The sequence below is a fragment of the Microbacterium festucae genome, assembly GCF_025421715.1.
GTDB lineage: Bacteria > Actinomycetota > Actinomycetes > Actinomycetales > Microbacteriaceae > Microbacterium > Microbacterium festucae.
The window spans coordinates 877,462-903,830 of the sequence record NZ_JAOEFC010000002.1 but is presented as its reverse complement, the minus strand read 5'-3'; the positions used below and the strand labels follow the sequence as shown (position 1 = coordinate 903,830).

At 71.5% G+C, this 26,369-nt stretch carries 28 protein-coding genes and 1 rRNA gene; 15 read left to right on the top strand and 14 right to left on the bottom strand.

Annotated elements, in window-relative coordinates:
• Positions 1-5 precede the first annotated feature (5 nt).
• Together rrf and N3K63_RS10335 are read left to right on the top strand one after the other, a co-directional pair.
• A 5S ribosomal RNA gene (gene rrf, locus N3K63_RS10340) occupies positions 6-122 on the top strand.
• Between the two features lie 89 nt (positions 123-211).
• Positions 212-688 carry a YbaK/EbsC family protein gene (locus N3K63_RS10335; protein ID WP_261580056.1) on the top strand — a complete coding sequence of 159 codons (477 nt, stop codon included), beginning with the start codon at positions 212-214 and terminating at the stop codon, positions 686-688.
• Between the two features lie 44 nt (positions 689-732).
• Here the strand turns inward: N3K63_RS10335 and N3K63_RS10330 are convergent, their stop codons facing one another.
• Positions 733-1,512, bottom strand: a complete 780-nt coding sequence (locus N3K63_RS10330) for an IclR family transcriptional regulator (protein WP_390895154.1) — start codon at positions 1,510-1,512, stop codon at positions 733-735.
• Between the two features lie 52 nt (positions 1,513-1,564).
• Between N3K63_RS10330 and hutH the strand changes: the two genes are divergently transcribed.
• Genes hutH through hutI form a run of 3 tightly spaced genes read left to right on the top strand, consistent with a single transcriptional unit; the run spans position 1,565 to position 5,918 of the window.
• Positions 1,565-3,109, top strand: a complete 1,545-nt coding sequence (gene hutH, locus N3K63_RS10325) for a histidine ammonia-lyase (protein WP_261580055.1) — start codon at positions 1,565-1,567, stop codon at positions 3,107-3,109.
• Positions 3,106-4,758, top strand: a complete 1,653-nt coding sequence (gene hutU, locus N3K63_RS10320; RefSeq protein WP_261580054.1) for a urocanate hydratase — start codon at positions 3,106-3,108, stop codon at positions 4,756-4,758. The genes hutH and hutU overlap by 4 nt, the downstream gene beginning before the upstream one ends.
• Positions 4,755-5,918 carry an imidazolonepropionase gene (gene hutI / locus N3K63_RS10315; RefSeq protein WP_261580053.1) on the top strand — a complete coding sequence of 388 codons (1,164 nt, stop codon included), beginning with the start codon at positions 4,755-4,757 and terminating at the stop codon, positions 5,916-5,918. The genes hutU and hutI overlap by 4 nt, the downstream gene beginning before the upstream one ends.
• A 19-nt stretch (positions 5,919-5,937) precedes the next feature.
• On the opposite strand, the gene N3K63_RS10310 is transcribed toward hutI, so the two are convergent.
• Genes N3K63_RS10310 through N3K63_RS10295 form a run of 4 tightly spaced genes read right to left on the bottom strand, consistent with a single transcriptional unit; the run spans position 5,938 to position 9,003 of the window.
• On the bottom strand, positions 5,938-6,420 hold the full coding sequence (locus N3K63_RS10310) for a SixA phosphatase family protein (RefSeq protein WP_261580052.1): 483 nt from the start codon (positions 6,418-6,420) through the stop codon (positions 5,938-5,940).
• Complete coding sequence (locus tag N3K63_RS10305; RefSeq protein WP_261580051.1) at positions 6,417-7,370, bottom strand: arginase family protein; 954 nt, start codon at positions 7,368-7,370, stop codon at positions 6,417-6,419. The genes N3K63_RS10310 and N3K63_RS10305 overlap by 4 nt, the downstream gene beginning before the upstream one ends.
• Positions 7,370-7,714, bottom strand: coding sequence for a gamma-glutamylcyclotransferase family protein (locus tag N3K63_RS10300; protein ID WP_261580050.1), 345 nt, complete (start codon positions 7,712-7,714; stop codon positions 7,370-7,372). The genes N3K63_RS10305 and N3K63_RS10300 overlap by 1 nt, the downstream gene beginning before the upstream one ends.
• Positions 7,715-7,731: 17 nt before the next feature.
• Positions 7,732-9,003 (bottom strand): DUF445 domain-containing protein, encoded by a 1,272-nt coding sequence (locus tag N3K63_RS10295; protein ID WP_261580049.1) that lies wholly within the window; start codon positions 9,001-9,003, stop codon positions 7,732-7,734.
• A 35-nt stretch (positions 9,004-9,038) separates the two neighbouring features.
• Here N3K63_RS10295 and N3K63_RS10290 point away from each other — a divergent pair, with 35 nt between their 5' ends.
• Positions 9,039-9,311, top strand: a complete 273-nt coding sequence (locus N3K63_RS10290; protein WP_261580048.1) for a metal-sensitive transcriptional regulator — start codon at positions 9,039-9,041, stop codon at positions 9,309-9,311.
• A 17-nt stretch (positions 9,312-9,328) separates the two neighbouring features.
• On the opposite strand, the gene N3K63_RS10285 is transcribed toward N3K63_RS10290, so the two are convergent.
• Positions 9,329-10,486 carry an acyl-CoA dehydrogenase family protein gene (locus N3K63_RS10285; protein ID WP_261580047.1) on the bottom strand — a complete coding sequence of 386 codons (1,158 nt, stop codon included), beginning with the start codon at positions 10,484-10,486 and terminating at the stop codon, positions 9,329-9,331.
• 68 nt (positions 10,487-10,554) lie between these two features.
• Between N3K63_RS10285 and N3K63_RS10280 the strand changes: the two genes are divergently transcribed.
• Positions 10,555-10,959 (top strand): pilus assembly protein CpaE, encoded by a 405-nt coding sequence (locus tag N3K63_RS10280; protein WP_261580046.1) that lies wholly within the window; start codon positions 10,555-10,557, stop codon positions 10,957-10,959.
• A 13-nt stretch (positions 10,960-10,972) separates the two neighbouring features.
• On the opposite strand, the gene N3K63_RS10275 is transcribed toward N3K63_RS10280, so the two are convergent.
• Both N3K63_RS10275 and N3K63_RS10270 read right to left on the bottom strand, forming a co-directional pair.
• Positions 10,973-11,728, bottom strand: coding sequence for an alpha/beta fold hydrolase (locus N3K63_RS10275; RefSeq protein WP_261580045.1), 756 nt, complete (start codon positions 11,726-11,728; stop codon positions 10,973-10,975).
• Between the two features lie 99 nt (positions 11,729-11,827).
• Positions 11,828-13,033 carry an MFS transporter gene (locus N3K63_RS10270; RefSeq protein ID WP_261580044.1) on the bottom strand — a complete coding sequence of 402 codons (1,206 nt, stop codon included), beginning with the start codon at positions 13,031-13,033 and terminating at the stop codon, positions 11,828-11,830.
• A gap of 348 nt (positions 13,034-13,381) precedes the next feature.
• Here N3K63_RS10270 and nrdH point away from each other — a divergent pair, with 348 nt between their 5' ends.
• Genes nrdH through nrdF form a run of 4 tightly spaced genes read left to right on the top strand, consistent with a single transcriptional unit; the run spans position 13,382 to position 17,226 of the window.
• A complete protein-coding gene (gene nrdH / locus N3K63_RS10265) occupies positions 13,382-13,615 on the top strand; it encodes a glutaredoxin-like protein NrdH (RefSeq protein WP_076690203.1) in 234 nt (77 codons plus the stop codon).
• Between the two features lie 2 nt (positions 13,616-13,617).
• The gene (gene nrdI, locus N3K63_RS10260) at positions 13,618-14,055 is read left to right on the top strand and encodes a class Ib ribonucleoside-diphosphate reductase assembly flavoprotein NrdI (protein ID WP_261580043.1); all 438 of its coding nucleotides are present in this window, start codon (positions 13,618-13,620) and stop codon (positions 14,053-14,055) included.
• Positions 14,037-16,193, top strand: a complete 2,157-nt coding sequence (nrdE, locus tag N3K63_RS10255) for a class 1b ribonucleoside-diphosphate reductase subunit alpha (protein ID WP_261580042.1) — start codon at positions 14,037-14,039, stop codon at positions 16,191-16,193. Before nrdI ends, nrdE begins: the two co-directional genes overlap by 19 nt.
• 52 nt (positions 16,194-16,245) lie before the next feature.
• Positions 16,246-17,226 (top strand): class 1b ribonucleoside-diphosphate reductase subunit beta, encoded by a 981-nt coding sequence (nrdF, locus tag N3K63_RS10250; protein ID WP_261580041.1) that lies wholly within the window; start codon positions 16,246-16,248, stop codon positions 17,224-17,226.
• A 101-nt stretch (positions 17,227-17,327) separates the two neighbouring features.
• On the opposite strand, the gene N3K63_RS10245 is transcribed toward nrdF, so the two are convergent.
• From N3K63_RS10245 to N3K63_RS10235, 3 genes are all read right to left on the bottom strand, one after another.
• Positions 17,328-17,810: a hypothetical protein gene (locus tag N3K63_RS10245; RefSeq protein ID WP_261580040.1), complete on the bottom strand. Its 483-nt coding sequence runs from the start codon at positions 17,808-17,810 to the stop codon at positions 17,328-17,330.
• Between the two features lie 77 nt (positions 17,811-17,887).
• Entirely contained in the window at positions 17,888-19,495 is a 1,608-nt protein-coding gene (locus tag N3K63_RS10240) for an MFS transporter (protein ID WP_261580039.1), read from the bottom strand.
• A gap of 49 nt (positions 19,496-19,544) precedes the next feature.
• On the bottom strand, positions 19,545-20,999 hold the full coding sequence (locus N3K63_RS10235) for a DUF2252 domain-containing protein (RefSeq protein WP_261580038.1): 1,455 nt from the start codon (positions 20,997-20,999) through the stop codon (positions 19,545-19,547).
• An 85-nt stretch (positions 21,000-21,084) separates the two neighbouring features.
• On the opposite strand from N3K63_RS10235, the gene N3K63_RS10230 reads away from it, so the two are divergent.
• The gene (locus N3K63_RS10230; RefSeq protein ID WP_261580037.1) at positions 21,085-22,149 is read left to right on the top strand and encodes an NAD(P)-dependent alcohol dehydrogenase; all 1,065 of its coding nucleotides are present in this window, start codon (positions 21,085-21,087) and stop codon (positions 22,147-22,149) included.
• 33 nt (positions 22,150-22,182) lie between these two features.
• Here the strand turns inward: N3K63_RS10230 and N3K63_RS10225 are convergent, their stop codons facing one another.
• Complete coding sequence (locus N3K63_RS10225) at positions 22,183-22,554, bottom strand: VOC family protein (RefSeq protein WP_261580036.1); 372 nt, start codon at positions 22,552-22,554, stop codon at positions 22,183-22,185.
• A 76-nt stretch (positions 22,555-22,630) separates the two neighbouring features.
• On the opposite strand from N3K63_RS10225, the gene N3K63_RS10220 reads away from it, so the two are divergent.
• Genes N3K63_RS10220 through N3K63_RS10210 form a run of 3 tightly spaced genes read left to right on the top strand, consistent with a single transcriptional unit; the run spans position 22,631 to position 23,976 of the window.
• Positions 22,631-23,041, top strand: a complete 411-nt coding sequence (locus N3K63_RS10220; protein ID WP_261580035.1) for a MarR family winged helix-turn-helix transcriptional regulator — start codon at positions 22,631-22,633, stop codon at positions 23,039-23,041.
• Positions 23,042-23,076: 35 nt separating this feature from the next.
• On the top strand, positions 23,077-23,541 hold the full coding sequence (locus N3K63_RS10215) for a DUF3817 domain-containing protein (protein WP_261580034.1): 465 nt from the start codon (positions 23,077-23,079) through the stop codon (positions 23,539-23,541).
• Between the two features lie 30 nt (positions 23,542-23,571).
• Positions 23,572-23,976 carry a hypothetical protein gene (locus tag N3K63_RS10210; RefSeq protein ID WP_261580033.1) on the top strand — a complete coding sequence of 135 codons (405 nt, stop codon included), beginning with the start codon at positions 23,572-23,574 and terminating at the stop codon, positions 23,974-23,976.
• Here N3K63_RS10210 and N3K63_RS10205 read toward each other — a convergent pair.
• Both N3K63_RS10205 and N3K63_RS10200 read right to left on the bottom strand, forming a co-directional pair.
• Entirely contained in the window at positions 23,954-25,075 is a 1,122-nt protein-coding gene (locus N3K63_RS10205) for a class I SAM-dependent methyltransferase (RefSeq protein ID WP_261580032.1), read from the bottom strand. The genes N3K63_RS10210 and N3K63_RS10205 overlap by 23 nt on opposite strands.
• Complete coding sequence (locus N3K63_RS10200) at positions 25,072-26,361, bottom strand: DUF4921 family protein (protein WP_261580031.1); 1,290 nt, start codon at positions 26,359-26,361, stop codon at positions 25,072-25,074. The genes N3K63_RS10205 and N3K63_RS10200 overlap by 4 nt, the downstream gene beginning before the upstream one ends.
• Positions 26,362-26,369: the final 8 nt, after the last annotated feature.

Below are 26,369 nucleotides of genomic sequence, written 5' to 3'. Positions count from 1 at the left end.
AGTGTTTCGGCGGCCATAGCGTGAGGGAAACGCCCGGTTACATTCCGAACCCGGAAGCTAAGCCTCACAGCGCCGATGGTACTGCAGGGGGGACCCTGTGGGAGAGTAGGACACCGCCGGACTTCTTCTGTGAGAAAGCCACCCCAGTGCTGGGGTGGCTTTCTCTCGTTAACGCGACGGATCGCGTGCGTGCGATCCCTAGGCTGTGGGGATGGCCATCGATCTGCCTCCTCGTTCCCAGCTCGTGCACGATGCGCTGCGTGCCGCCGGCATCGCGGGTGACATCGTGGTGCTGCCCGACTCCGCAGCCACCGCGGTGCTCGCCGCCGAGGCGGTCGGCGTCGAGGTCGGCGCGATCGCCAACAGCCTCGTGTTCTGGTCGGACGACGAGGCGCTGCTGGTGATGACCAGCGGCGCGCACCGGGTCGACACCGTGGCGCTGGCCGAGCGGCTCGGTCGGGGACCCATCCGGCGGGCGACGCCCGAACAGGTGCGCGCGGCCACGGGGCAGGTGATCGGCGGGGTCGCCCCGACGGGGCATCCGGTGCCTCTCACGACGATCGTCGATGAGGATCTGGCCGGCTACCTTGAGATCTGGGCGGCCGGCGGCACCCCACACACGGTCTTCCCGCTGACCTTCGACGAGCTCGTGGCGCTCACCGGCGGCACCGTCGGCAAGGTGGACTGAGCCCGCAGTCGATCACCGGCGCGGAGCCTGCGCCCCACACCGTGTCAGCGGATGCGGCGGGCGAGCTCGGTCGCGGCCTCGGCGAGCAGCCCCGCGATCTCGCGGACATCGCGAGGGGAGCCCTCGGGCCAGGTCACCGCGAACGCGGCAGCCGGCCACCCCGCGTGATCGGTGACGGCCACCCCCACCGAGCGGAAGCCGATCGAGACCTCGCCGTCTTCGGTGGCGAAGCCGTCGGCACGCACCCGGCGCAGCAGCTCGCGCAGCTCTCCCGGCCGGGCGGGGCCCCGCCCGGTGCGGTCGGCGAACGCCCCGGCATCCGGGTAGAGCGCCCGCACCTGCTCGCGCGGCAGCGCCGCCAGCATCGCGCGGCCGGTGGCGGTGAGGTGCGAAGGCAGGCGCACGCCCACGTCGGTGACGAGGGCGGGGCGGCGGGGCGCACGCTCCTCGACGAGGTAGAGCACGTCGCGGCCGGTCATGACCGCCAGGTGCGCGCTCTCACCGGTGCGATCGGCGAGGCCCGCCACCAGCGCACGGCCGAGCCGGGTCAGCGGCTGCTGCCGCGAGAACCCGCCGGCCAGCTCGAAGGCGGCAGTGCCCAGACCCCAGCGCTTCTCGCCCTCGAGGTGCACGACGAAGCCATGGGCGGCCATCGCCGCGAGCAGGTGGTAGACGCTCGAGCGGGGGACGGCGAGCTGCTCGGCGATGGTGCGGGCCGGCACCGGTCCGCGCTGCCGCGCGAGGAACGTGAGGATCCGCAGCGTCTGGTCGGCCGCGGGCACCTGGGCGGAGGCGGCGACGGGAATGTCTGGGATCACAGACACAGGATGCCACGAAGCCCTCGCGCCGGGGGAGGGGACGCACTGGAATCGGAGGATGGACACCATCACCGTGGGCGCGCGCCCGCTCACCGTCGCCGAAGTCGTCGCCGTGGCGCGGCAGGAGGCACCCGTGGCGATCGCGGCCGACGCACTCGAGCGCGTGGCCCGCGGCCGGGCGCTCGTGGAGCACCTGGCCGACGACCCCGCACCGCACTACGGCATCTCGACGGGCTTCGGGGCGCTGGCGACGACGTTCATCGCGCCGGAGCGCCGTCGTCAGCTGCAGGCGAGCCTCATCCGCTCGCACGCCGCCGGTACCGGCGCCGAGGTCGAGCGCGAGGTGGTGCGCGCCCTCATGCTGCTGCGCCTGCAGACTCTGGCCTCCGGCCACACCGGTGTGCGCCCCGTGGTCGTGGAGACCTATGCCGCGCTGCTCAACGCCGGCATCACCCCCGTGGTGCACGAGTACGGCTCGCTCGGCTGCTCGGGCGACCTCGCCCCGCTGTCGCATGTGGCCCTCGCCACGCTCGGCGAAGGCACGGTGCGCGGGCGCGACGGCGAGGCCGCAGACGCCGCCGACGCCCTCGCGGCTACGGGCATCGTGCCGCTCGTGCTGGAGGAGAAGGAGGGCCTGGCCCTCATCAACGGCACCGACGGCATGCTGGGCATGCTGTGTCTGGCGCTGTACGACCTCGACGCACTGTGGACCACCGCCGACGTCGCCGCGGCGATGTCGATCGAGTCGCAGCTGGGGACGGATGCCGTCTTCGCCGCCGACCTGATGGCGCTGCGCCCCCACGTGGGGCAGGGCGCGTCGGCCGCGAACCTGCGACGGCTGCTGGCAGGGTCGGACATCATGGCCAGCCACCGCGACCCGGCCGTCTGCACCCGCGTGCAGGATGCGTACTCGCTGCGGTGCACGCCGCAGGTGCACGGGGCCGCGCGCGACACGGCATCCCACGCCGCCCTCGTGGCCGGGCGTGAGCTCGCCGCCGTCGTCGACAACCCGGTGCTCACCGGCGACGGCCGCGTCGAGTCGAACGGGAACTTCCACGGGGCGCCGGTGGGCTACGTGCTCGACTTCCTCGCCATCGCGGTCGCCGACGTCGCCTCCCTCTCGGAGCGGCGCACCGATCGCGCCCTCGACCGCACCCGCAGCCACGGGCTGCCCCCTTTCCTCGCCGACGAGGTCGGCGTGGATTCGGGGCTCATGATCGCCCAGTACGCGGCAGCCGGCATCGTCTCCGAGCTCAAGCGCCTGGCCGTGCCGGCATCCGTCGATTCGATCCCGTCGTCGGCGATGCAGGAGGACCACGTCTCGATGGGGTGGTCGGCGGCGCGCAAGCTGCGCCGCGGCATCGACGGCCTGGCCCGGGTGCTCGCCATCGAGCTGGTGACCGCCGCGCGCGCCCTCGACCTGCGCGCGCCGCTGACCCCGGCGCCGGGCACGGACGCGGCGCGTGCGCTCGTGCGCACCGTGGCCGCCGGCCCCGGGCCCGACCGGTTCGTCGCGCCCGACCTCGCCGCCGTCACCGCGCTCGTGCTCTCGGGTGCCGTCGCGCGCACCCTGGCCCCCGTCAGCGAAGGAGCAGACACATGACACGCACGATCCGGGCCGCACGCGGCGCCGAACGCACCGCGAAGAGCTGGGGCGCCGAGGCTGCCAAGCGCATGCTGATGAACAACCTCGACCCCGACGTCGCCGAGCACCCCGAAGACCTCGTCGTCTACGGCGGCACCGGCCGCGCGGCGCGCTCGTGGGAGGCCTACGACGCGATCGTGCGCACCCTCGACGACCTCGAGCCCGACGAGACGCTGCTCGTGCAGTCGGGGAAGCCGGTGGGCGTCTTCCGCACCCACGAGTGGGCGCCGCGGGTGCTGATCGCCAACTCGAACCTCGTCGGCGACTGGGCCACGTGGCCCGAGTTCCGTCGCCTCGAGCACCTCGGGCTCACGATGTACGGCCAGATGACCGCGGGATCGTGGATCTACATCGGCACCCAGGGCATCCTGCAGGGCACCTACGAGACGTTCGCGGCGGTGGCCCGCTCGCTCGGCCGCGACTCGCTGGCGGGAACGCTCACCCTCACCGCCGGGTGCGGCGGCATGGGCGGCGCGCAGCCGCTGGCGGTCACCATGAACGGCGGCGCGGTGCTGATCGTCGACGTCGACGAGTCGCGGCTCGCACGGCGGGTGGAACGCGGCTACCTCGACGAGTACACGGCCGACCTCGACACCGCCGTCGCCCGGGCCCTGGCCGCCAAGACCGAGGGCCGCGCGCTGTCGGTGGGGTTGGTGGGCAACGCTGCGGAGGTCTTCCCGGCGCTCCTCTCCCGCGGCGTGCCCATCGACATCGTCACCGATCAGACCAGCGCGCACGACCCCCTCGCCTACGTTCCCGTCGGCGTCGCGGTGGCCGAGGCCCCGCAGGCCGCCGCCGCCGACGCCGACAGCTACACCGACCGGGCGCGGGCATCGATGGCACAGCACGTGGCGGCGATGGTCGGCTTCCAGGATGCCGGTGCCGCCGTGTTCGACTACGGCAACTCGATCCGCCGCGAGGCCGAGCTCGGCGGCTACGACCGCGCGTTCGCGTTCCCCGGCTTCGTGCCCGCCTACATCCGCCCGCTCTTCGCCGAGGGCAAGGGCCCGTTCCGGTGGGTGGCCCTGTCGGGAGATCCCGACGACATCGCCAAGACCGACCGGGCGGTGGCGCGGCTGTTCCCGCACGACGCCGCCCTGCACCGCTGGCTGCAGCAGGCGGGGGAGCGCGTGCAGTTCGAGGGGCTGCCGGCGCGCATCTGCTGGCTCGGCTACCAGGAGCGGCACCTGGCGGGCCTGGCGTTCAACGAGATGGTCGCCTCGGGCGAGCTGGCCGGACCCATCGTCATCGGGCGCGACCATCTCGACGCCGGGTCGGTGGCCTCGCCCTACAGGGAGACCGAGGCAATGGCCGACGGGTCGGATGCGATCGCCGACTGGCCGCTGCTGAACGCCCTGCTCAACACCGCGTCGGGGGCGTCGTGGGTGTCGCTGCACCACGGCGGTGGCGTCGGCATCGGCCGGTCGCTGCACGCCGGGCAGGTGACCGTGGCCGACGGCACGGCGCTGGCCGCCGAGAAGCTCGCGCGCGTGCTGGTCAACGACCCGGGAACCGGGGTGATGCGGCACGCGGATGCCGGTTACGAGCGCGCCCTCGAGGTGGCGCGCGAGCGCGGCCTGACGCTGCCGATGGTGCCGCGCGCATGACGGCCACCCTGCTCACCGGCATCGCCGAGCTGACGACCAACGTGGCCCGCGCCGGTGATCCGTGCGGCACCGTGGTCGATGCCGCGCTGCTCATCGACGCGGGCCGGGTCGTCTGGTCGGGGCCCGAGGCCGAGGCCCCGGCGGGGGCGACGCGCGTCGACGTGGGTGGGCGCGCGGTGATCCCGGGGTTCGTCGACAGTCACACGCACCTCGTGTTCGCCGGCGACCGGGCCGACGAGTTCGCCGCGCGCATGACGGGCACCCCGTATGCCGCCGGCGGCATCCTGCGCACGGTCGGGGCCACGCGGGCCGCCGCCGACGATCTCCTGCGCGCCGGCACCGCCCGGCTGGTGGCGGAGCTGGCCGCGCAGGGGACGACGACCTTCGAGGTGAAGACGGGCTACGACCTCACCGTCGCCGGCGAGGCACGGCTCGCGCGGCTGGCCGCCGAGGTGACCGGCGAGGTCACGTTCCTCGGCGCGCACGTCGTCCCGCCCGAGTACGCGGACGACCGCGAGGGCTACGTCGACCTCGTGTGCGGGCCGATGCTGACGGCGGCGCGGGAGCACGTCCGCTGGATCGACGTGTTCTGCGAGCGGGGGGCATTCACCGCCGAAGAGGGGCGGCGCATCCTCGCCGCGGGACGCGCGGCGGGCCTGCAGGCGCGGGTGCACGGCAACCAGCTGGGCGCCGGCGACGGCGTGCGACTCGCGGTCGAGGTGGGGGCGGCATCCGTCGACCACTGCACCCACCTGAGCGACGAGGACGTGGCCGCGCTGGCGGGCTCGGACGTCGTGGCGACGCTGCTGCCGGGGGTCGAGTTCTCGACGCGGCAGCCCTACCCGTCGGCGAGGCGGCTGTGGGATGCCGGGGTGACCGTCGCCCTCGCCAGCGACTGCAATCCGGGGTCGAGCTTCACGAGTTCGATGCCGCTGATGATCGCCCTCGCCGTGCGGGAGATGGGACTGACCCCGGCAGAAGCGGTGTGGGCGGCCACCGCCGGCGGCGCGCGCGCCCTGCGCCGCGACGACGTCGGTCATCTCGGCGTCGGCGCCCGGGCCGACATCGTCGTGGTCGACGCGCCCTCGCGGGTGCACCTGGCCTATCGCCCGGGGGTGCCGCTCATTCACCGCGTCTACCGCGACGGCATCCCGCTCTGACGGCAGGGTCGCGGGCGGCTCAGCGGGGCGAGTCGAAGTCCCACGATGCCGGATCGGTCGCCGCGGCGACCTCCCAGTCGTCGGTGTCCCAGCGGAAGGTGGCCACGGCGCAGGTGGTCATGTGGCCGATGCCGCCGCCCGAGAGGTCATCGGCGAGCACCGTCATGCCCGGGTCGTGCGCGACGACGACCACGCCCTCCGCGCCCGCCTGCGTGCCGGCGGCAGCCGCAGCCGCGCGCAGGGTGCGTGCCGGCGCGCCGTAGAGCTCGTCGCGCAGCTGCGGGGTGAGCCCCAGCGCCGCGCCGAAGAACTCCGCCGTCGTGCGGGCGCGCAGCGCGGTCGACGACAGCAGCACACCGGGGCGCACCCCGGTGGCGGCCAGGCGCTGCGCGAGCACGGGGGCATCGCGCAGGCCGCGGTCGTTGAGGGGACGGTCGTGGTCGTCGAGGCGAGCGTCGCCCCAGTCGCTCTTGGCGTGGCGGATCAGGATCAGCGTCGTCATGCGTTCTCCTCGAGGGTGACAGGCGAAGACGGCGACGCTGCCGCAGGGGAGGGGCGGGAGGCCAGCCCCGCGAGAAGCTCGAGCACGCACAGCGCGGCCAGGCGCACCGTGCGCCCGTCGGCCGCGTCGGCGGTGGCGTCGACCTCGACGATGTCGGCGCTCACCACGCGCTCGTCGCGCGCGGCCCGGCGCACGAGGGCGCGCAGCTCTGCGGCGCTGAGGCCGCCCGGCACGGCGGCGGGGCACGCCGGCACCGCGGAGCGGTCGCAGACGTCCACGTCGATGTCGAGGTGCACGGCGCCGCCGTCGGCGCCGGCGATGCGCAGGGCGCGGTCCATCGCCGCCGCCATGCCCTGCCCCCGCAGTTCGTCGAGGGTGACCACCGTGATGCCGAGATCGGCGGCCCGCCGGGCGTAGGCGACCGAGTTGGCGAAGTCGGCGATGCCGAGCTGCACGATGCGGGTCGGGTCGAGACCGTCGGCGACGAGTCGGCGCACCGGCGACCCGTTCGACACGCCGTCGCGCAGGTCGAAGTGCGCATCGAGGGTGATGAGGCCGCGCACGCCGGCGCCCTGTGCGACGGGGTAGGTGACCGAGTTGTCGCCGCCGAGGGCGATCACCAGTCGCGCGGCCGCCGCGAGCTCCCGCACGCGCGCCCGGGTGCGGGCTTCGCCCTCGGGGCCGTCGGGCTCGTCGACGTCGCCGGCGTCGGTGATGCGCAGCACGACGTCGAGGTCGATCGGCGGCGGGCCGATCAGCGTCGGGCTGTAGCGGCGGAGGGCCTCCCGCACGGCGGCGGGGGTGGCGTGGGCGCCGGTGGGCGAGAGCGAGGTGCGCCACGCGGGCAGCCCGAGCAGCACGGCATCCGCCCCGGCGTTCGCGTGCGCCGCGGGCCAGTCGCCGGCGCGCGGCCAGAGCTCGTCGTGGGAGAGGGTGGGGGAGGCGGGCATCAGCCGACGTACACCCAGGCGGTGCGGCCGCTGGCGAGGGTCACCGACACGCGGCGGTAGAGCGCCACTTCGTACTCGTCGGCGGCATCCAGCTCGGCGGCGGTGAGGTGCAGCACGCGGCCGACGACCTTGTCGACGGCGGAGCCGGTGTGGCGCAGCACGGGATGAACCGACAGCCCCGACACATCGACGACGCGCTGGTCTTCGATCTCGACGTAGTCGATGGTGTAGCCGGGAAGCTGGTCGGCCTCGCCGGCGAGGATGCGGCCGAACGTGTCGAGCTGCACCTCGGCGAACTGCAGGGTGCCGTAGGTGAACAGCAGCTCGTCGGCGTCCTCCGTCACGGTCTCAGGCTACCCGCTCACCCCAGGAAGGCATGGGCGACCGCGAAGATCGCAAGGCCCGCCAGGGCGCCGACGATCGTACCGTTCAGGCGGATGTACTGCAGGTCGCGGCCCACCATAAGCTCGATCTTCTCGGTGGTCTCGTCGGGATCCCACTTCGCGACGGTGTCGGAGATGAGCGAGGCCGCCTCGTGCCGGTAGCGCGTGACGAAGAACACGGCGGCATCGGTGACGCGGTCATCGACCCGTCGCTGCAGGGCCGGGTCGGTGGTGAGGCGGTCGCCGACCTCGGTCAGCGCCGCGGTCAGCCGGCGCCGCAGCGGCGACTGCGCGTCGTCGAGCGCGGCCAGCAGCCCCGCCTTGGCGGTGTGCCACGCCTGGGCGGCCAGCTCGCGCACCCGCGGGCTGTCGAACACCGAGCTCTTGGCATCCTCGAGCCGGGCGATGGTGGCCGGGTCGTGCTGCAGATTGCCGGCCAGGCGCCCCAGATAGGCGTCGATCGCAGCCCGGGCGGGGTGGGCGGGGTCGGCCTGCACGGCCGCGACGAACTTCACGGCCTCGTGATAGACCGTGTCGTCGACGAGGCGCATCGCCACCGACGGCACCCACGATGGCAGCCGCCGCGAGACGAGGCCGATGAACGCGTCGCGGTTGCCGCCCAGCCAGGTGGCGATGCTGTCGATGCCGAGATCGATGGCGCCCCGGTGGGCGTCGGCGGCGACGATGCGCTCGAGCCAGCCGCCGACCGCCTGCGCCCACGGCGGGTCGAGCAGGTGCTCGCGGGCGAGGTCGCTGATGAGGTCCTGCACCTCGTCGTCGCTGAGGGCGCGCAGCACGCCCGCGCCCATGGTCGCCGCCTCGCGCGCCAACGACTCGGCATGGTCGGGCTCGCGCAGCCACGCCCCGGCGGTCTGGGCGATCGCCGCCGAGTCGAGCTTGGCGCGCACCACATCGGCGTCGAGGAAGTTCGTCTCGACGAACTCGCCCAGGGTGCGGCCGATCTCGTCCTTCCGGCGCGGGATGATCGCGGTGTGCGGGATCGGGATGCCGAGCGGATGCCGGAACAGCGCCGTCACCGCGAACCAGTCGGCCAGCGCGCCGACCATGCCGCCCTCGGCCGCGGCGCGCACGTACCCGAGCCACGGGTACTGCTCCTGCAGGGTGAACGCCACGACGAACAGCACCGCCATCACGCCGAGGGCGCCCAGCGCGACCCCCTTCATCACCCGCAGGGCGCGCCGTCGTTCGCGATCGGCGGGGCTCAGCAGAGCGGTGGGGGTGCGGGGCATGCGGTTCATCCTTCCACGCGGCGTATCCTGACGGCGTGATCGAAGACATCCGCAAGCGCGCTCTGCACCGCACGTCTATCCTCGAGGGCCAGGTGCGCGGCCTCGCCCGGATGATCGAGAACGAGGACTACTGCATGGACATCATCGCCCAGTCCCGCGCGATCCAGAAGGCCCTGGCCTCCCTCGACAAGCTGCTCATCGAGAACCACCTGCGCACCCACGTCGCCCACATGTTCGCCGAGGGTGGCGACCAGCGCGAGCTGGCGGTGGCCGAACTGCTGAAGGCGTACGACGTCGAGACGCGCTGAGCCGGCCGCGGGGCGGGTCAGCCGACCGAACCCAGCCACGCCGAGGCGACGGTGGCGTGCGCCGACTCGGGGTCGGACGGGTGGAACAGCCCCGCCAGCACATCGCGGTAGAGCCTGCCCAGCTCGTGACCGCTGAAGTACGACGATCCGCCGCCCACGAGCATCGCCTCGTCGACGACCTGCTTGGCGGTGGTGACCGCGCGGTGCTTCACGCCGCTGAGCTTGGCGAACCACAGCCCGCCGTGGTCGGTGCCCGCGTCGACGTCGTGCGCGAGCGCCTCGATCTGCGGCGGCAGCGCGTCGTAGGCGAGGGCCATCTCGGCCACGCGCCAGCGGATGTCGGGGTCGTGGCTGTAGGGGGCGCCGGTCTTCTTCGAGGTGCGGGCGCGCGCCGTCTCCACCGCCACATCCAGCGCCCGGCGCGCGACACCGGTGTAGACGGCGGCCAGCAGCAGCTCGAACACGCTGAAGATGCCGAACACGATCGGGTCGGGGTTCGGGCCCGGCGCCACACGGCGCACCACTCGGCCTGCCGGCGCGTGCGCGCCGTGCAGCTCGGTGGTGCGGCTCTGGGTGCCGCGCATGCCGACGGTGTCCCAGTCGTCGCGCGTGATCACGGCATCCGTGCGCGGCACGAACGCGTAGACCAGCTGCGGGGCGTCGGGGCTGGTGGTGTCGAGGCCGTGCAGGCCCAGCTGAGTCCACACCGGGCCGAGCGAGGTGAAGATCTTGCGGCCGGTGAAGGTGTACGAGCCGTCGGGCTGGGGCTCGGCGACGGTGTCGCTGCCGAACAGCACGAGGTCGTTGCCCGCCTCGCTGATGCCGAATGCGAAGACCTCGCCGGCCACCGCCCCCTCCTGCACGAAGCGGAGCGTGTCGATGCCGCGCTCGCCCATGACCTTGGCCACCCCCGTCCACACGAGGTGCATGTTGATCGCCAGCGCCGTGGCGGGCGCGGCCGTGGCCAGCCGCTGCTGCAGCACGGCCGCCTCGGCCAGGCTCAGCCCCGCGCCGCCGAGCTCGGCGGGCACGAGGATGCCGAGATAGCCGGCGGCGGTCAGATCGGCGAGGTCGTCGACGGGGAAGACGTTGTCGCGGTCGACTCCCGCGGCGCGCGAGCGGATGGTCTCGAGCAGGTCGTCGGGCAGGAACGCGGCGGGATCGAAGGCGGTCACCCCTCCATTGTCCCGCGCGATCGCCGCCGGCGGCCGGTGGCCGGTCGATCCGGGCCCATGATGGAGGGATGATCTCCACCGACCTGGCGCTCGACCTGCGTGCGGCCGGACTCGTCTGGCATCCGGCATCCGGCGATCGCTTCCAGCTCGACGAGCCCGAGTTCGACGCCGACGTGTTCACGGTGAGCGAGATGACCATCGAGGCCCGCACCTACCCGACCGGCACGATCCTCGCCTTCAACGGGACCACCGAGTGGGCGCTGGATTCGGTCGCGCTCGAAGACGCCCTGTGGCTGCCGCGCGAAGACCAGCTGCGCGAACTGCTGCGCAGCGCCTTCCGGTCGCTCACGCGCCTGACCGACACCCACCGCGTCGAGATCGAGTTCGCGGGGGAGCGCATCACCACCGAGCACCCGCAGCCCGAAGACGCCTACGGGCTGGCGCTGCTGGCGGTGCTGCGGCGCGTGGCCTGACTCCGCGCCGGGCTCAGTCGAGCACGGCCAGCAGCTGGCGCATCGTCTCGTCGGGCGCGTCGCGATGCGGCGAGTGGCCGGCGCCGGCGACCACCGACATGGTGACCAGCGGATGTCGGCGCACCTCGGCGGCGAGGTCGCCGGTGAAGATCGAGTACACCGCGGGGTCGCTGCCGATGACGTGGGTGGGCACGGTGAGCCGGGTGACCGCCTCGCGCACATCCCACGGCGTGTTCTGCGCGCTCGTCTCCGCGACCGCCCACGGGCTGGCCTGCTGGGCGGCGAGGCCCTTCAGCTCGATGTCGTGCGGATGCCACGCGGGATGCTCGGCGCGCACCGCCGCCACCGACGTGTCGGCGAAGGCGCGCTGCTGGCTGTTGGCGACGATCGTGCGGTCGCGCGCGGCGAGGTGGATGGCGGGGTCGACGAGCACCAGCCGGCGGGTCCAGGCGGGGGCGTCGGCGGCGGCCACGGTGGCGGCGGCACCGCCGAGGGAGTGGCCGATCACGAGATCCCAGGGCGCGTCGTCGTCGGCGCCGGTGTGGCGCACGTCGGCGGCGTAGGCGGCGATGGAGTAATCCAGTGCCCGCGGGGCGCGGCCGTGCCCGCGCAGGTCGACGGCGACCGCACACCAGCCGGCATCGGCCAGCGCCGTGCCGAAGCGCCACATCAGGGCGCCGCTGGAGCCGAGACCGTGGATCAGCAACGCGCGCCGGCGGGCGTGGGGCACGCCCCAGGACAGACGGGGGAGGGTGACGGGTGCGGGCACCCGACCAGCGTAGGACGCGGATGCCGTCGGTGACGCCGCCGGTGACGCGCGCCGGTGACGCGCGTGAGGTCTCTGCGGTCGCCGAGTGCTCAGGAGGGCTCAGGTGATGACGGGGACCGGCTCGGTGTCGGGCAGCGGGCTCGGGTCGCGGTGGCGCAGATCGGGGAAGCCGCGGACGCACGTGATCGCCACCACCGTGCCCACGAGCGCGAAGCCGGCGCCCGCCCAGAAGGCGCCGATGGGTCCGACGCCGTCGATGAGGAACCCGGCCACCGCCGACCCCGCCGCAGCGCCGATGAGCTGGCCGGTGCCGATCCAGCCGTAGGCCTCGGCGGTCTCGCTGAACTTCACCGAGGCCGAGGTCATCGCGAACATCACCGCGAGGGCCGGGGCGATGCCGATGCCGGCGATCACCAGCGACACGCCGAGCCACCAGAAGCTGAGGGAGAAGACGGTGAGGCTGAGGCCCACCGCCAGCACCGCCAGGCGCCGCGCCATCGCCCAGGGGCCCATCGGGATGTGGCCGAACGCCAGGCCGCCGGCGAGCGAGCCGACCGAGAAGATCGCCAGCACGAGACCGGCCTCGAGGCCCCCGTGGCCGAAGTTGGCCACGACCGCGGCTTCGACGGCCGAGCACGCGCCGATGAGCAGGAAGCCGATGACGGTGGCCAGCAGCACGGTGGGCTTGGCCAGCACCCGGCCGAGCGGCCGCCGGCTGCGCGGGATGCGCACGCGGCCGACCTCGGGGGAGAGGATGAACCACGCGCCGCCGCCGACGAGGATCGCCACGATGAGCAGGAGACCGGGCACGGTGCCGGCCTGGGTGGCGACGATGGTGATCACCACGGGGGCGAGGATCCAGATGATCTCCTGGAGGCTGGCATCCAGCGAGAACAGCGGGGTCAGCTGCCGCGAGGTGACGAGCTTGGGGTAGATCGTGCGCACCGCCGACTGCACCGGCGGGGTGGACATGCCCGCGATGAAGCCGAGCACGACGTAGCCGGCCAGATGCATCGGCACGAGGGCCATCACCAGGATCGCCGCGGCGCACACCGCGGTGGTGGCCGTCAGCACCCGGCGGATGCCCCAGACGCCCATCCAGCGGCTGGTCACGGGCCCCGCGATGGCCTGCCCGATGGAGGTCGCCGCCAGCACGATGCCCGCCGCCGCGTACGAGCCGGTGGTGCGTTCCACGTGCAGCAGCAGCGCGAGGCTGGTCATGCCGTTGGGGAAGCGGGCTGTCAACTGTGCCGCGATGATGCGCGCGACACCCGGAGCGCGCAGGAGCTCACGATATCCCGCCACCCCTCAACGTTACCGGGCCGTCGGACGCGCACGACACGCCGGAGCGCACTGTCCACAGGAATCCTGATGTCGGAGGCCCCTCGTAACGTCGCTTCTGTGGAGGACGCGGGTGCGGTCCCGTCGAAACGCCCGCGATCCTGGACTTTTCCGGCCGGGGAGAAGACGTCGCAACTGTGGATGAAACGGTGGACAACCTGTGTTGTATCTGTGGAGGACGGCGGAAAACTACATTGATGTAACTACTACCCCTTGTGGTGCTGTCCAACGTCCGTACCCATATGTAGTATTGGACTCCCGGCACGATGCTGCCGGGACACATCGGGAACTTTGAGGGAGAAACAGGTCGACATGGCGATCACGGTCTACACCAAGCCGTCGTGCGTTCAGTGCAACGCGACGTACCGCGCGCTGGATTCGAAGGGCATCGAGTACGAGGTTCTCGACCTCTCCGAAGACCCGGCAGCCCTCGAGCGCGTCAAGTCGCTCGGGTACCTGCAGGCACCGGTCGTCGTCACCGACGAGGACCACTGGTCGGGCTTCCGTCCCGACAAGATCGACGAGCTCGCTTCGCGTCTCGCGTGATGATGAGCACGGCGATCGCTACGCGAGCGCCGTTGCTCGTCTACTTCTCCAGCGTGTCGGGCAACACGGCGCGCTTCATCGAAAAACTCGGGCTCCCCGCCCTCCGCATCCCGCTGCATCCCGCTGACCACCCCCTCGTGGTGGACGAGCCGTTCGTGCTCGTCACCCCCACCTACGGGGGCGGTCAGGGGCGCGGTGAGGAGAAGGGGGCGGTGCCCAAGCAGGTCATCCGGTTCCTCAACGACGAGCGCAACCGGAACCTCATCCGCGGAGTCGTCTCCGCCGGCAACACCAACTTCGGGGCGTCCTATTGCGCCGCCGGAGACATCATCAGCCGCAAGTGCCTCGTGCCGCACCTGTACAAGCTGGAACTGTTCGGCACGCAGGACGATGTCGATCGCGTGAGCGACGGATTGGAACGATGGTGGAAGCTGCAGTGACTCAGACGACCTTCAAGACCGACGAGCGTTTCGAGGGGCTGGACTACCACGCCCTCAACGCGATGCTCAACCTGTACGGTGCCGACGGCAAGATCCAGTTCGACGCCGACCGCCGCGCTGCCCGGGAGTACTTCCTGCAGCACGTGAACCAGAACACGGTGTTCTTCCACTCGCTCAAGGAGCGCCTGGACTACCTCGTCGAGAAGCAGTACTACGAAGGCGCGGTGCTCGACAAGTACCCGTTCGAGTTCATCCAGTCCCTCAACGACCGGGCGTACGACGCGAAGTTCCGCTTCGAGACGTTCCTCGGCGCGTTCAAGTACTACACGAGCTACACGCTGAAGACCTTCGACGGCAAGCGCTACCTCGAGCGCTTCGAAGACCGCGTCGTCATGACCGCCCTCGGGCTGGCCGACGGCGACCAGAAGCTCGCCGAGCAGCTCGTCGACGAGATCATCTCGGGCCGTTTCCAGCCCGCGACCCCGACGTTCCTCAACACCGGCAAAGCGCAGCGCGGCGAGCTCGTCTCCTGCTTCCTGCTGCGCATCGAAGACAACATGGAGTCGATCGCCCGTGGCATCAACTCCGCCCTGCAGCTGTCCAAGCGCGGTGGCGGCGTGGCGCTGCTGCTGTCGAACATCCGCGAGGCCGGCGCCCCGATCAAGCAGATCGAGAACCAGTCCAGCGGCATCATCCCCGTCATGAAGCTGCTCGAAGACAGCTTCTCCTACGCCAACCAGCTCGGCGCGCGTCAGGGCGCGGGCGCGGTGTACCTCTCGGCGCACCACCCCGACATCCTCAAGTTCCTCGACACCAAGCGCGAGAACGCCGACGAGAAGATCCGCATCAAGACGCTGTCGCTGGGTGTGGTCATCCCCGACATCACCTTCGAGCTCGCCCGCAACGGCGAGGACATGTACCTGTTCTCGCCCTACGACGTCGAGAAGGTCTACGGCGTGCCCTTCGGCGACATCTCCGTCACCGAGAAGTACCGCGAGATGGTCGACGACGCGCGCATCAAGAAGACGAAGATCAACGCGCGCGAGTTCTTCCAGACGCTCGCCGAGATCCAGTTCGAGTCGGGCTACCCGTACATCATGTTCGAAGACACGGTGAACAAGGCCAACCCGATCAAGGGCCGCATCAACATGTCGAACCTGTGCTCCGAGATCCTGCAGGTCAACACCCCGACGACCTACAACGAGGACCTCTCGTACGACCAGGTCGGCAAGGACATCTCCTGCAACCTCGGCTCGATGAACATCGCCCTGGCGATGGACGGCAAGAACCTCGCCGGCACCGTCGAGGCGGCCATCCGCGGCCTCACCGCGGTCAGCAACCAGAGCCACATCCGTTCGGTGCGCTCCATCGAGGACGGCAACGACCGGTCGCACGCGATCGGCCTCGGGCAGATGAACCTGCACGGCTACCTCGCCCGCGAGCACGTGCACTACGGCTCGGAAGAGGGCCTGGACTTCACGAACATCTACTTCTACACGGTGCTGTTCCACGCCCTGCAGGCCTCGAACAAGATCGCCATCGAGCGCGGCAGCGCCTTCGAGGGCTTCGCCGACTCGACGTACGCCTCGGGGGAGTTCTTCGACAAGTACATCGATCAGGTCTGGCAGCCCGAGACCGAGAAGGTCGCCGAGATGTTCGCCGGCATCCACGTGCCCACGCAGGACGACTGGCGCGAGCTGAAGGCGTCGGTGCAGGCGCACGGCATCTACAACCAGAACCTGCAGGCGGTGCCCCCGACCGGCTCGATCTCGTACATCAACAACTCGACGAGCTCGATCCACCCCATCGCCTCGAAGATCGAGATCCGCAAGGAAGGCAAGCTCGGTCGCGTCTACTACCCGGCGCCGTTCATGACCAACGACAACCTCGAGTACTACGAGGACGCGTACGAGATCGGCTACGAGAAGGTCATCGACACCTACGCCGCGGCCACGCAGCACGTCGACCAGGGCCTGTCGCTGACGCTGTTCTTCAAAGACACCGCCACCACCCGTGACATCAACCGGGCGCAGATCTACGCGTGGAAGAAGGGGATCAAGACGATCTACTACATCCGCCTGCGTCAGATGGCCCTCGAGGGCACGGACATGGCCGAGTGCGTCAGCTGCATGCTCTGAGCCGCGCATCGTCTCGCTTCGCTCGCTCACAGACCCGAATCTAGGAACTGACATGACTCCCCACGAACCGCTGAAGCTCGTCGACCACGTGCAGGCGATCAACTGGAACCGCATCCAGGACGACAAGGACCTCGAGGTCTGGAACCGTCTCGTGAACAACTTCTGGCTCCCCGAGAAGGTGCCGCTGTCCAACGACATCCAGTCGTGGAACACGCTCACCCCCGACGAGCAGACCCTCACGATGCGCGTGTTCACCGGCCTCACGCTCCTGGACACCATCCAGGGCACGGTCGGCGCCGTCTCGCTCATCCCCGACGCGATCACCCCGCACGAGGAGGCCGTCTACACGAACATCGCGTTCATGGAGTCGGTGCACGCGAAGAGCTACTCGTCGATCTTCTCGACGCTGGCCTCCACGCCCGAGATCGACGACGCGTTCCGCTGGTCGGTGGAGAACCCGAATCTGCAGAAGAAGGCGCAGATCGTCATGAACTACTACCGTGGCGACGAGCCCCTCAAGCGCAAGGTCGCATCGACCCTGCTCGAGTCGTTCCTGTTCTATTCGGGCTTCTACCTGCCGCTGCACTGGTCGGCCAAGGCCAAGCTCACCAACACGGCCGACATCATCCGCCTCATCATCCGTGACGAGGCCGTGCACGGCTACTACATCGGCTACAAGTTCCAGAAGGGGCTCGAGCGCATCTCGCAGGCCGAGCGCGACGAGGTCAAGGACTACACGTTCTCGCTCCTCTACGAGCTCTACGACAACGAGGTGCAGTACACGCAGGATCTCTACGACGCCGTCGGCCTGACCGAGGACGTCAAGAAGTTCCTGCACTACAACGCCAACAAGGCGCTGATGAACCTCGGCTACGAGGCGATGTTCCCGGCGACGGTCACCAACGTGAACCCGGCGATCCTGTCCGCGCTCTCGCCGAACGCCGACGAGAACCACGACTTCTTCTCGGGATCCGGATCCAGCTACGTCATCGGCAAGGCCGAAGCCACCGAAGACGAGGACTGGGACTTCTGAGTCCCGCCTGATCCGGCGACAAGGCCCCCGGTCGGTGCTCCCACGAGCATCCGCCGGGGGCCTCGTGCTGTCTCACGTGCGCAGATCCGTATGCCGGGCGCTCACGTCAAGGTGCCGTCGGGGTTGACCCGCAGCAGCAATGCGCGACCCTGCAGGCGGCTGTCGTTCAGTGTGGCCACCAACGTCACCGGCGCCGCGTTCAGAGCGGCGACGGACACGGACCCGGTGAAGGCCTGCGACGACGTGCTGACCAGTGAGGTGAAGGTGTCGCCGGACGGGCTGCGACCGTGCGACCATCCGGACGCATCGCCCCATGATGCCGTCTCGCCCGTGCCGGGCGACAGCGTCACGACCGCCTGCGTGGCCAGCGGCCTTGTCGTCGTCAGGGTGACCGTGAGCTCCACTCGGGTGCCGTCCGCCGACAGTCCGGATGCGGCGGAGAACGAGTAGGAGCCCTGCGGCGAGTTCGCCGCAGCCGCCGGTGTCGCGGTGGTCAGCACGATGACGGGAACAGCCCAGGCCGACGCGCGCAGGAGCGCGCGGCGCTCGACCGCCCGCTCGGGCCGGGGCATGTCGTCTCTCATGCGGCAGACGCTACGCCGCGACGCCCCGCGGGGCGCCGGCGATCGCCGTGTCTACGGCGGGGCTGCCACAGCGACCCCTAGGCGGTCGTCGCCTTGCGTCGCACGGGGGCGTCGGCGGGGATGCCGCGGGAGAACAGCAGCGAGGCCAGGGCGATGGCGATGAGGCCGAACAGCGAGACGCGCAGTGCCGAGAGCTGGGAGTCGCGGTAGATCGTCGCGAGGGTGTCGGCGTCGTCGGTGTCGAGACCGGCCTGCTCGGCGATGGCGGTCACATCGGCGGCGGGGATGATGGTGACTCCGCCCTCGGTCTGCTCGCTGACCACCGCGCGCACGTCGTCGGGCAGCTGCGAGGCGGCCACGCCGCCGGCGAACGAGGTGGCGAGCGACCCGATGAGGATCGACCCGATGAGGGCGGTGCCGAGCGACGATCCCAGGTTCTGGAAGACGCCCTGCAGGCCGCCCACCTCGCTGGTTCGGTCTTCGCCGACGCTCGACATGTTGACGTTGCCGAGCTGCGAGGCCAGCAGGCCCAGGGCGCTGCCGGCGAGGAACATTCCGACGCCGAACAGCACGCTGCGCAGATCCACGGTGACCGCCGAGAGCAGCAGGACGGCGCTGACCACCAGCAGCAGCTGCCCGCCGCGCACGATCCGCCGGGGCGACCAGATCGACGCCAGCCGGGTGCCCACGATGGAGAAGAGGATGAGCGACACCGACAGCGGGAAGATCTTCACGCCGGTCTCCAGCGCATCGAGCCCCAGCGTCATCTGCAGGTAGACCGGCACCATGAAGAACAGGCCCGCCGTCACCGCGTACTGCGCGCCGAGCACCGACAGGCCGCTGCGCAGCCGGCGGATGCTGAACACCTCGACGTGCACGAGGGGGGCACGCCCCCGGCGCACCAGCGCGCGCTGCCGGCGGAAGAAGAGGTGGATCAGCACGCCGCCGAGGGCGAGCAGCCAGGCGGTGGGGGAGATGCCGAACGGGGCGATCGTGACCCCGGCCACCTCGGGCGGGTACAGCGGCAGGATCCACCCCCAGGTCTTGCTCTGCAGCATCCCGAGCACCACGCACACGAGCCCGACGGCGGAGACCACGACGCTGAGGAGATCGATGCGGGCCGTCTGCCGGGCGGTGGTGTCGGCGATCAGGCGCGCGCAGGCGACCACGCCGATCATGATCACCACCTCGCCGACGAACACGTAGCGCCAGTCGAAGTAAGTGGTCACATAGCCGCCGATGAGCGGACCCGCCGCCACGGCGGCCCCGGAGACCGCTCCGATGACGGCATACGCGGTCACCCGGTCGCGCCCGGTGTAATTGTCGGCGATGAGCGCGGCGATCGCGGGGATCACCAGCACCGCCCCGAGCCCTTCGATCACCGACCAGCCCAGGAACAGCACGCGGATGTCGGGACTCAGCGCCGTGATCAGCGACCCGACCGCGTAGACGGCCGACCCGATCACGAACGCCCGCCGCCGCCCCCACACGTCGCCGAGCTTGGCCCCCAGCAGCATGAACGCGGCCATCGTGAGGGTGTAAAAAGTGATCGCCGCCTGCATCGCGGCCACCGTGGTGTCGAGATCGACGACGACCGTGGAGATCGACACGTTCATCACGGTGCCGTCGAGCACCATGACGAACTGCGCGAACCCGAGCACGATGACGACCGCCCACTTCTTCATGAGGCCTCCCCGGTGGTGGTCGTGGTCGTGGCGGTGCCGGCGGCGCGGATCACGCGCGCTCCGACACGGCGAGTCGCCCCGAGGCGATCGCGTCGGTGAACGCGCGGTAGTCCTGCGCGTTCTGGTCGGCGTACGCCTCGGCGAACGCGGTCACGGCGTCGTCGAAGACGGTGCCTGCGCCGAGGTAGCCGGCGATCTGCACCCGGTCGCCCGACCGGGCGTGCGCACGGGCGAGGGTCTCGCCGCAGATCTTCGCGTACAGCGCCGCCCCGCGCGGGGTCATCACTTCGGGGTCGAGGCCGCCCTTCCAGTCGTGCAATTGGCGCACGTAGAAGTCGCGTTTCACGCCGTCGAAGCTCGTCACCTGCTGCCAGCCGAGGAAGATGTCGCTCGCGGTCTGCATCAGGCGCTGCCCGCGCACCACCCGCTCGCCGTGGCTCGGGTACTCGCTGGGCCCGAGGAACCGCTCGAGCACCGATGCCTGGGCCTGCTTGGCCTGCAGCAGCAGCGGGTCGCGGTCGTCGCGCCCGCTGAGGAGGATCACCCACGCCCGGGTGCCGACGCTGCCGACCCCGACCACCTTGTGGGCCATGTGGCGGTAGGTGTACTCCGACAGCGGATGCCGGAGGTGGGGGAGCGTCACGCGGTACTCGTCGAGAAGTCGCCGCATCAGCTCGGTCTCGTCGGCGCCGCCGGTGAGGTCTTCGACGGGGACGAGCAGCGGCGGGTCGGCCACGATGCGCAGGCGTCCGTCGACCAGCCGCACGAGCTTGCCGAACGCCTTCATCCGGTCGCGGGACCTCGCCTTGGCGATGGCCGCGTCGAGGCGGTCGAGCTCGCGAGAGCCCGCACGTCCGGCGCGACGCTCGTCGCGCAGCCAGCGTCGCACCTGCCCAGCGTCGCGATGGTCGTACCAAGCGTCGAGCACGGTCGCCGCGGCCGCCGCGCGCATGGCCTCGCGGTACCCGCGCACGCTGGCGGTCACCGCAGCGCGGGTCTCGTCCTCGGAGAAGCCGCGGTGGCGCCCGGCGACGGCGAAGCTCGCGGCCAGGCGCTTCACGTCCCACTCGAAGGGGCCGGGCAGCGTCTCGTCGAAGTCGTTGATGTCGAAGACGAGCCGCCGCTCGGGCGTGCCGAACATGCCGAAGTTGGTGAGGTGCGCGTCGCCGCACAGCTGCACGGTGATCCCGCTGTGCGGCAGCCGCGCGAGATCGGCCGCCATCAGCAGCGCGGCGCCGCGATAGAAGGTGAACGGCGAGACCGACATGCGCGCGTGACGCACCGGCACGAGATCGGGGACGCGCGTCGCGGCCTGCTCCTCGAGCAACGCCACCGGGTCATGACGACCCGCCGCGGGCGGCGCGTCGGCGTGGGCCGATCTCGGCAGCTGCGCGCGGGCGTCGCGGCCGGCGGCGCGGCGGCGCGCGAACGAGGACATCCCCTCGTCCCGCGACGCTCGCGGACCGGATGCCGCGGCGTGAGAAGCCGTGCGGCCCTCGCCCATGGCCACACTCTAGGGGTCAGCCGGTCCCAGCGATACGGTCTGCTCCGAACGGCCCCGCCGCGTGTGCGGCGGATACGCTGGACGGATGCACACCGCCGCGCGCACCGTCCACGCCTACGCCGCCCCGTCGGCCACCGAGCCGCTCGTCCCCGTCACGATCGAGCGACGCCCCGTGGGGCCCCGGGACGTGCTCATCGAGATCCGCTACGCCGGGATCTGCCACTCCGACATCCACACCGTTCGCGGCGACTGGGGCCCGATCACCTACCCGCAGGTGGTGGGTCACGAGATCGTCGGCGAAGTCGTCGAGGTGGGCGACGAGGTCACCGCGCGCGCCGTCGGCGACCGCGTGGGGGTGGGCTGCATGGTGGGCTCGTGCCGCGAGTGCGAGAACTGCCTCGCCGGCATGGAGAACTACTGCCTGAAGGGCAACACCGGCACCTACGCGGCGGTGGACCGCGACGGGTCGATCACCCAGGGCGGCTACTCGACGCACATCGTCGTCGACACCGACTTCGTGCTGCGCGTGCCCGAGTCGATCCCCTACGAGGCCGCCGCGCCGCTGCTGTGCGCCGGCATCACCACCTACTCGCCGCTGGCCCACTGGAAGGCCGGCCCCGGCACGAAGGTCGCCGTCGTCGGCATGGGCGGCCTCGGCCACATGGCCGTGAAGATCGCCGCCGCGCTGGGGGCCGAGGTGACCGTGCTCTCGCAGACGACGTCGAAGGAGGCCGACAGCCTCGCCTTCGGCGCCACCCGCCATCTCGCCACCGCCGACCCGTCGGTGCTGAAGCAGCTGCGCAACTCCTTCGACCTCATCATCAACACCGTCAGCGCTCCGCTCGACCTCGACGCCTACCTGCGCCTGCTGCGCCTGGACGGCACCATGGTCAACGTGGGCGCACCGCCCGAGGCGCTGCCCCTGCACGTGTTCACGCTGTTCGGCAACCGGCGCTCGTTCGCCGGCTCCAGCATCGGCTCGATCGCCGAGACGCAGGAGATGCTCGACTTCTGCGCCGCGCACGACATCGCCCCCGCCGTGGAACTCATCTCAGCGGAGCAGATCAACGAGGCCTACGAGCGCGTGCTCGCCTCCGACGTGCGCTACCGCTTCGTCATCGACGCGGCCACGCTCGCCCCCGCCCCCTGAGCGGAGGAGACTCTGACGCGGGTCGGCGTGCGGTCAGTCGCGCGCCGGCAGCTGCTGCAGGGTCCAGGAGTTGCCGTCGGGGTCGGTGAAGGTGACGAACCGGCCCCAGTCCTGCTCGTCGACGCCCTGCGCGTCGACACCGACCTCACGCAACTGCGCGAGCGCGGCGTCGGCGTCGGCCACGACGACCTGGATGACATCGAGGCCGCCCGGTTCGACCCCCGACCCCAGGCCCGTGCCGATCGCGATCGAGCAGGCGGAGCCCGGCGGGGTCAGCTGCACGAAGCGCACGCCGGGGTAGGGGGTGGCGTCGTGGTCGGCGTGGAAGCCGATGCGCGTGTAGAACTCCTTCGCGCGGTCGACGTCGGTCACCGGCACGAAGATGAGCTCGATCTTCCAGTCCATGGCACAGTCCTCTCGGTCGTCATTTCACGGTACGCCCGGCCGCGGACATCCGGAACGGGTCGATAGCATGGTGCCCATGAGTCAGGAGAGCCCGCGCTTCAGTCCGGTGATCGCGCTGCTCGCGGTGTCGGCGATGTGGGAGGCGCAGTTGGCCGCCGTGCTGCGCGACCTCGGCATCTCCACCCGCAAGTTCGGTCTGCTCGGCCACATCTACGCCGAGCCCGGGATCTCGTTCTCCGAGCTGGCCCGCCGTTCCCACATCACGGTGCAGTCCGCGCACACGGCGGTCAAGACGCTCGTCGACGAGGGGCTCGTGCAGGATGCGACGGCCCACGCCGGCGCGGCATCCGATCTCAACGTCACGCCCAAGGGCGCCCGGGTGCTCACCGAGGCGCGCGATCGCCTCGCCCAGCTCGACGGCGCTCTCACCCAGCGCCTGCCCAAGGTCGCGGCCTCGCTCGACGGCATCCGCGCCGGCATCGTCTGACACGGGGTCCGAGATCCTTCAGATAGGCTGAAGGTATGCTTCGTCGACCTCGTCCGCTGTTCCGCACGCTCGCCTTCGCCGAGGCGGTGTCGTGGACCCTGCTGCTGGGCGGCCTCGTGCTGCGCGCCACCCTGGGCTGGGACCTCGCGGTCACCATCGGCGGCGCGGTGCACGGGTTCGTCTTCCTCTCCTACGGCGCCACCGTCGTGCTCGTGATGCTGAACAACCGCTGGCGTCCGGGACCGAGCGTGGCCGCGCTCGCCGCCGCGATCGTGCCCTATGCGACCATCCCGGTCGAGATGTGGGTGCAGCGGCGCGGGCTGCTGGAGGGGGAGTGGCGCATCGCGCCCGACCCGGCAGCGCCCGACCGTCGCTGGTACGACCGGCCGCTCGCGTGGCTGCTGCGCCGCCCGTGGCTGCTGTTCGGTGCGCTGGCGGTGGCGCTGGTCGCCCTCTACGTGGTGCTGCTGCTGGTGGGCCCTCCCGGCGGACGCGGCTGACCCGCGCCGCCACGGCGTTAGGGTGAGGGGATGCTCCGCACCGTCGCACGCTGGCTTCTGGCCGGGCTCCTCGCCGCCGCCGGCCTCGCCCACCTCACCACCCTGCGCCGCGGATTCCGCATCACCGTGCCCGATTGGGCCACGCGGCTGCTGCGCACCGACAAAGACACGATCGTCGTGGTCTCGGGCGCCGCGGAGATCGCCCTGGCCGCCGCCCTCGTCGCCCTGCCCCGCGAGCGCGTGCGCGTGGGAGCCGCCGTGGCCGCCTTCTTCGTGGCGGTCTTCCCCGGCAACGTGCACCAGTGGCGCACGGGCCGTTCGGCGCCGGGCCTCGACACCGACACCAAGCGCCTGGTGCGGCTGTTCCTCCAGCCTGTGCTGGTGGCCTGGGCGCTGTGGGCGACCCGTGCGGTCAGCGGGCCAGGGAGACGGTGACGGTGAACTTGGGGTTGCGCGTCACCTGACGGGTCGGCCCCACCAGCCGCTCCAGCACCGGGCGGTACTCCAGCGGCGAGTTCCACACGCACCACAGCTCGCCCCCGGGGCGCAGCACCCGCCCGGCGTCGGCGAACAGCCGCGGCGCGAGGCGGTCGGTCACGGCGGCGCCGCTGTGGAACGGCGGGTTCAGCGCGATGAACGACGCACTGGCATCCAGCCGGGTCGTGAGCAGGTCGTCCTGCACGACGCTCACCCGCGCACCGACGCCGTTGGCGGCGACGGTGGCCCGCGCCGAGGCGACGGCGGCGGCCGAGGTGTCGCTGGCGTGCACGGCGGCGTCGGGATGCCCGAGCGCCAGGCTCGTCGCGACGATTCCGGTGCCGCAGGCGAAATCGATCCACGGGTCGTCGGGCGTGCCGCCGGGAAGCTCCTCGGGCAGGGTGCGCAGCAGCAGGCGCGTGCCGACGTCGAGGCGCGCGCCGGCGAACACGCCGCCGTACGCGACGACGGTCAGCCCGTCCACCACGGCGCGGCGCGGCTGCGGGTCGCGCGCGTCGGCACGGGGAGCGCGGGCGGTGAGCACCCGGGACTTCTGCCGGGCGTGCGAGACGTCGAGGCGGTCGAAACGGGCGCGCAGCACCTCGTTCATCGACAGCGTCATGTGCTTGACGCGGCCACCGGCCACCACGACCACATCCGGGTGGGCGTGGGCGGCGATCAGATCGGCGATGTCGGCCAGGGCGTCCAGGCTCCGCGGCAGTCGCAGCAGCACCACGCGCGCACCGCGCACGAGCTCGGCGGTGAGCGGGAGCGAGCGGAACGCTCCCGCACCACCCGCCGCGACGGCGTTGGCGGCTAGGGCCAGCTCGCCGGTGACGGCATCCTGATGCACGCGCACATCGGTGGCGCCCTCGTGCACGGCGGCGAGGGTGAGCGCCCCGTAGGCATCGCCGATGACGACCAGCTCGCCCGCGCCGAGCCCGGCACGCACCGCGGCCGACTCGTCGAGGATCAGCCGGTCGGCGGCGTCGACGGCCACCAGGTCGGGGGCCTCGATGTCGGGGCGGCGCCGCAGGCGCTCGAACGCGAAGCTCACAGCGCCTCGTCGGCGTAGCGCAGGTGGGCGTCGGCGGCGACGCACTCATCGCCGATGCGGATGCCGGGGGCCAGGCGTCCCTCGCCGCGCAGCCGCTCGAGCTCGACCACTGCCCGCCGGCGCAGCTCCCACGGGTCGATCGTGTTGACGTACACCTTGGTGCCGCCCTCGAAGCCGGCCGGCGTGGAGATGCGCCACTTGACGAGCACGCGCCACGGCATCGGCCACGGCGCACGCCGCGGACGGTAGTGCCACTCCTCGTTGGTGGGCACGTGCACCCCGGTGGCCGCGTGCAGCGCGTGGACGAGGTCGGAGACGGCGCGCACGCCGCGCTCGGAGTGCTCGTGCGGCAGGTTCTCGGCCGCGGTCGAGTACACCTCGAACGACGGATAGCGATGCCCGATGCCGGCGAAGGCGACGGCGCCGTCGGTGGCGGCCACCAGCAGTCGCTGCTCGACGGCCACGTCGGCGATGCGGTGCTGGTAGAGCCCGCGGTCGGCGGCGAGCATGCGCAGCTCGCGGTCGACCTGCGGGCCGTGCTCGTCGATCGCCACGAGCTGCTTGTGCAGATGCTCGAACGAGGCGCCCGCCGGGCGCAGCCAGTTCTGGAACACGGCCACGTAGGCCGCGTGCGGCTGCGCGGCTTCGATCTCGGCCAGCGAGCGCACCGTGAAGGCGACGTAGGCGGCATGCTCATCGGGGGTGAGCTCGCCCGACGAGACGAGCTGGTCGTCGTGGGTGGCGCCGTCGACGACGTGACGGCGGGCGACGATCACGTCGTGCGAGCCTCCGAGCAGGTCGAGCGCCGCTTCTTCGAGCGAGGTCTCGGTGCCCGAGGCGCGGGCGCGGATGGCGGCCAGCGCGGTGATGTGCTCGAGGCCGACGGGGTCGGTGAGATAGTCCTGCGCCCACTCGAACACCGCCGCCGGCTGACGGAAGCCGTGGTTCTCGCGCCAGTACTCGGCCGAGACGATCTCGAAGAGGTTCGCGAAGCGGCGGAACTGCGCGTCCTGCGCGAACAGCGCGGATGCCGGCACGCGGCGCACCTCGTCGAAGTCGGGGCCGATCAGCCGTGCCTTCTCGGGAGTGGTCTCGAGGTAGCGGTCGACGCAGAACGCGCACAGTCGGCGCTCGTCGCCCGGGACGAGCTCCCGCACCTGCTCGCGGGGAGGGGCCAGCGGCCGGTGAGCCCGGCCCGGAACGGTCCACACCGATGTGCCGGTGAGGGGTCCCACCTGTTTGACCGTGCCGTCCGGCATCCGGTGGACAGGTGCCGCATCGCTCACCCTGCCAG

Excerpts from the sequence above, each read along its gene's own strand:
- N3K63_RS10335 (WP_261580056.1), top strand. The coding sequence starts at position 212 with ATGGCCATCGATCTGCCTCCTCGTTCCCAGCTCGTGCACGATGCGCTG.
- hutH (WP_261580055.1), top strand. The coding sequence starts at position 1,565 with ATGGACACCATCACCGTGGGCGCGCGCCCGCTCACCGTCGCCGAAGTC.
- hutU (WP_261580054.1), top strand. The coding sequence starts at position 3,106 with ATGACACGCACGATCCGGGCCGCACGCGGCGCCGAACGCACCGCGAAG.
- hutI (WP_261580053.1), top strand. The coding sequence starts at position 4,755 with ATGACGGCCACCCTGCTCACCGGCATCGCCGAGCTGACGACCAACGTG.
- N3K63_RS10310 (WP_261580052.1), bottom strand. The coding sequence starts at position 6,420 with ATGACGACGCTGATCCTGATCCGCCACGCCAAGAGCGACTGGGGCGAC.
- N3K63_RS10305 (WP_261580051.1), bottom strand. The coding sequence starts at position 7,370 with ATGCCCGCCTCCCCCACCCTCTCCCACGACGAGCTCTGGCCGCGCGCC.
- N3K63_RS10295 (WP_261580049.1), bottom strand. The coding sequence starts at position 9,003 with ATGCCCCGCACCCCCACCGCTCTGCTGAGCCCCGCCGATCGCGAACGA.
- N3K63_RS10280 (WP_261580046.1), top strand. The coding sequence starts at position 10,555 with ATGATCTCCACCGACCTGGCGCTCGACCTGCGTGCGGCCGGACTCGTC.
- nrdH (WP_076690203.1), top strand. The coding sequence starts at position 13,382 with ATGGCGATCACGGTCTACACCAAGCCGTCGTGCGTTCAGTGCAACGCG.
- nrdI (WP_261580043.1), top strand. The coding sequence starts at position 13,618 with ATGAGCACGGCGATCGCTACGCGAGCGCCGTTGCTCGTCTACTTCTCC.
- nrdE (WP_261580042.1), top strand. The coding sequence starts at position 14,037 with ATGGTGGAAGCTGCAGTGACTCAGACGACCTTCAAGACCGACGAGCGT.
- nrdF (WP_261580041.1), top strand. The coding sequence starts at position 16,246 with ATGACTCCCCACGAACCGCTGAAGCTCGTCGACCACGTGCAGGCGATC.
- N3K63_RS10245 (WP_261580040.1), bottom strand. The coding sequence starts at position 17,810 with ATGAGAGACGACATGCCCCGGCCCGAGCGGGCGGTCGAGCGCCGCGCG.
- N3K63_RS10240 (WP_261580039.1), bottom strand. The coding sequence starts at position 19,495 with ATGAAGAAGTGGGCGGTCGTCATCGTGCTCGGGTTCGCGCAGTTCGTC.
- N3K63_RS10235 (WP_261580038.1), bottom strand. The coding sequence starts at position 20,999 with ATGGGCGAGGGCCGCACGGCTTCTCACGCCGCGGCATCCGGTCCGCGA.
- N3K63_RS10230 (WP_261580037.1), top strand. The coding sequence starts at position 21,085 with ATGCACACCGCCGCGCGCACCGTCCACGCCTACGCCGCCCCGTCGGCC.
- N3K63_RS10225 (WP_261580036.1), bottom strand. The coding sequence starts at position 22,554 with ATGGACTGGAAGATCGAGCTCATCTTCGTGCCGGTGACCGACGTCGAC.
- N3K63_RS10220 (WP_261580035.1), top strand. The coding sequence starts at position 22,631 with ATGAGTCAGGAGAGCCCGCGCTTCAGTCCGGTGATCGCGCTGCTCGCG.
- N3K63_RS10215 (WP_261580034.1), top strand. The coding sequence starts at position 23,077 with ATGCTTCGTCGACCTCGTCCGCTGTTCCGCACGCTCGCCTTCGCCGAG.
- N3K63_RS10210 (WP_261580033.1), top strand. The coding sequence starts at position 23,572 with ATGCTCCGCACCGTCGCACGCTGGCTTCTGGCCGGGCTCCTCGCCGCC.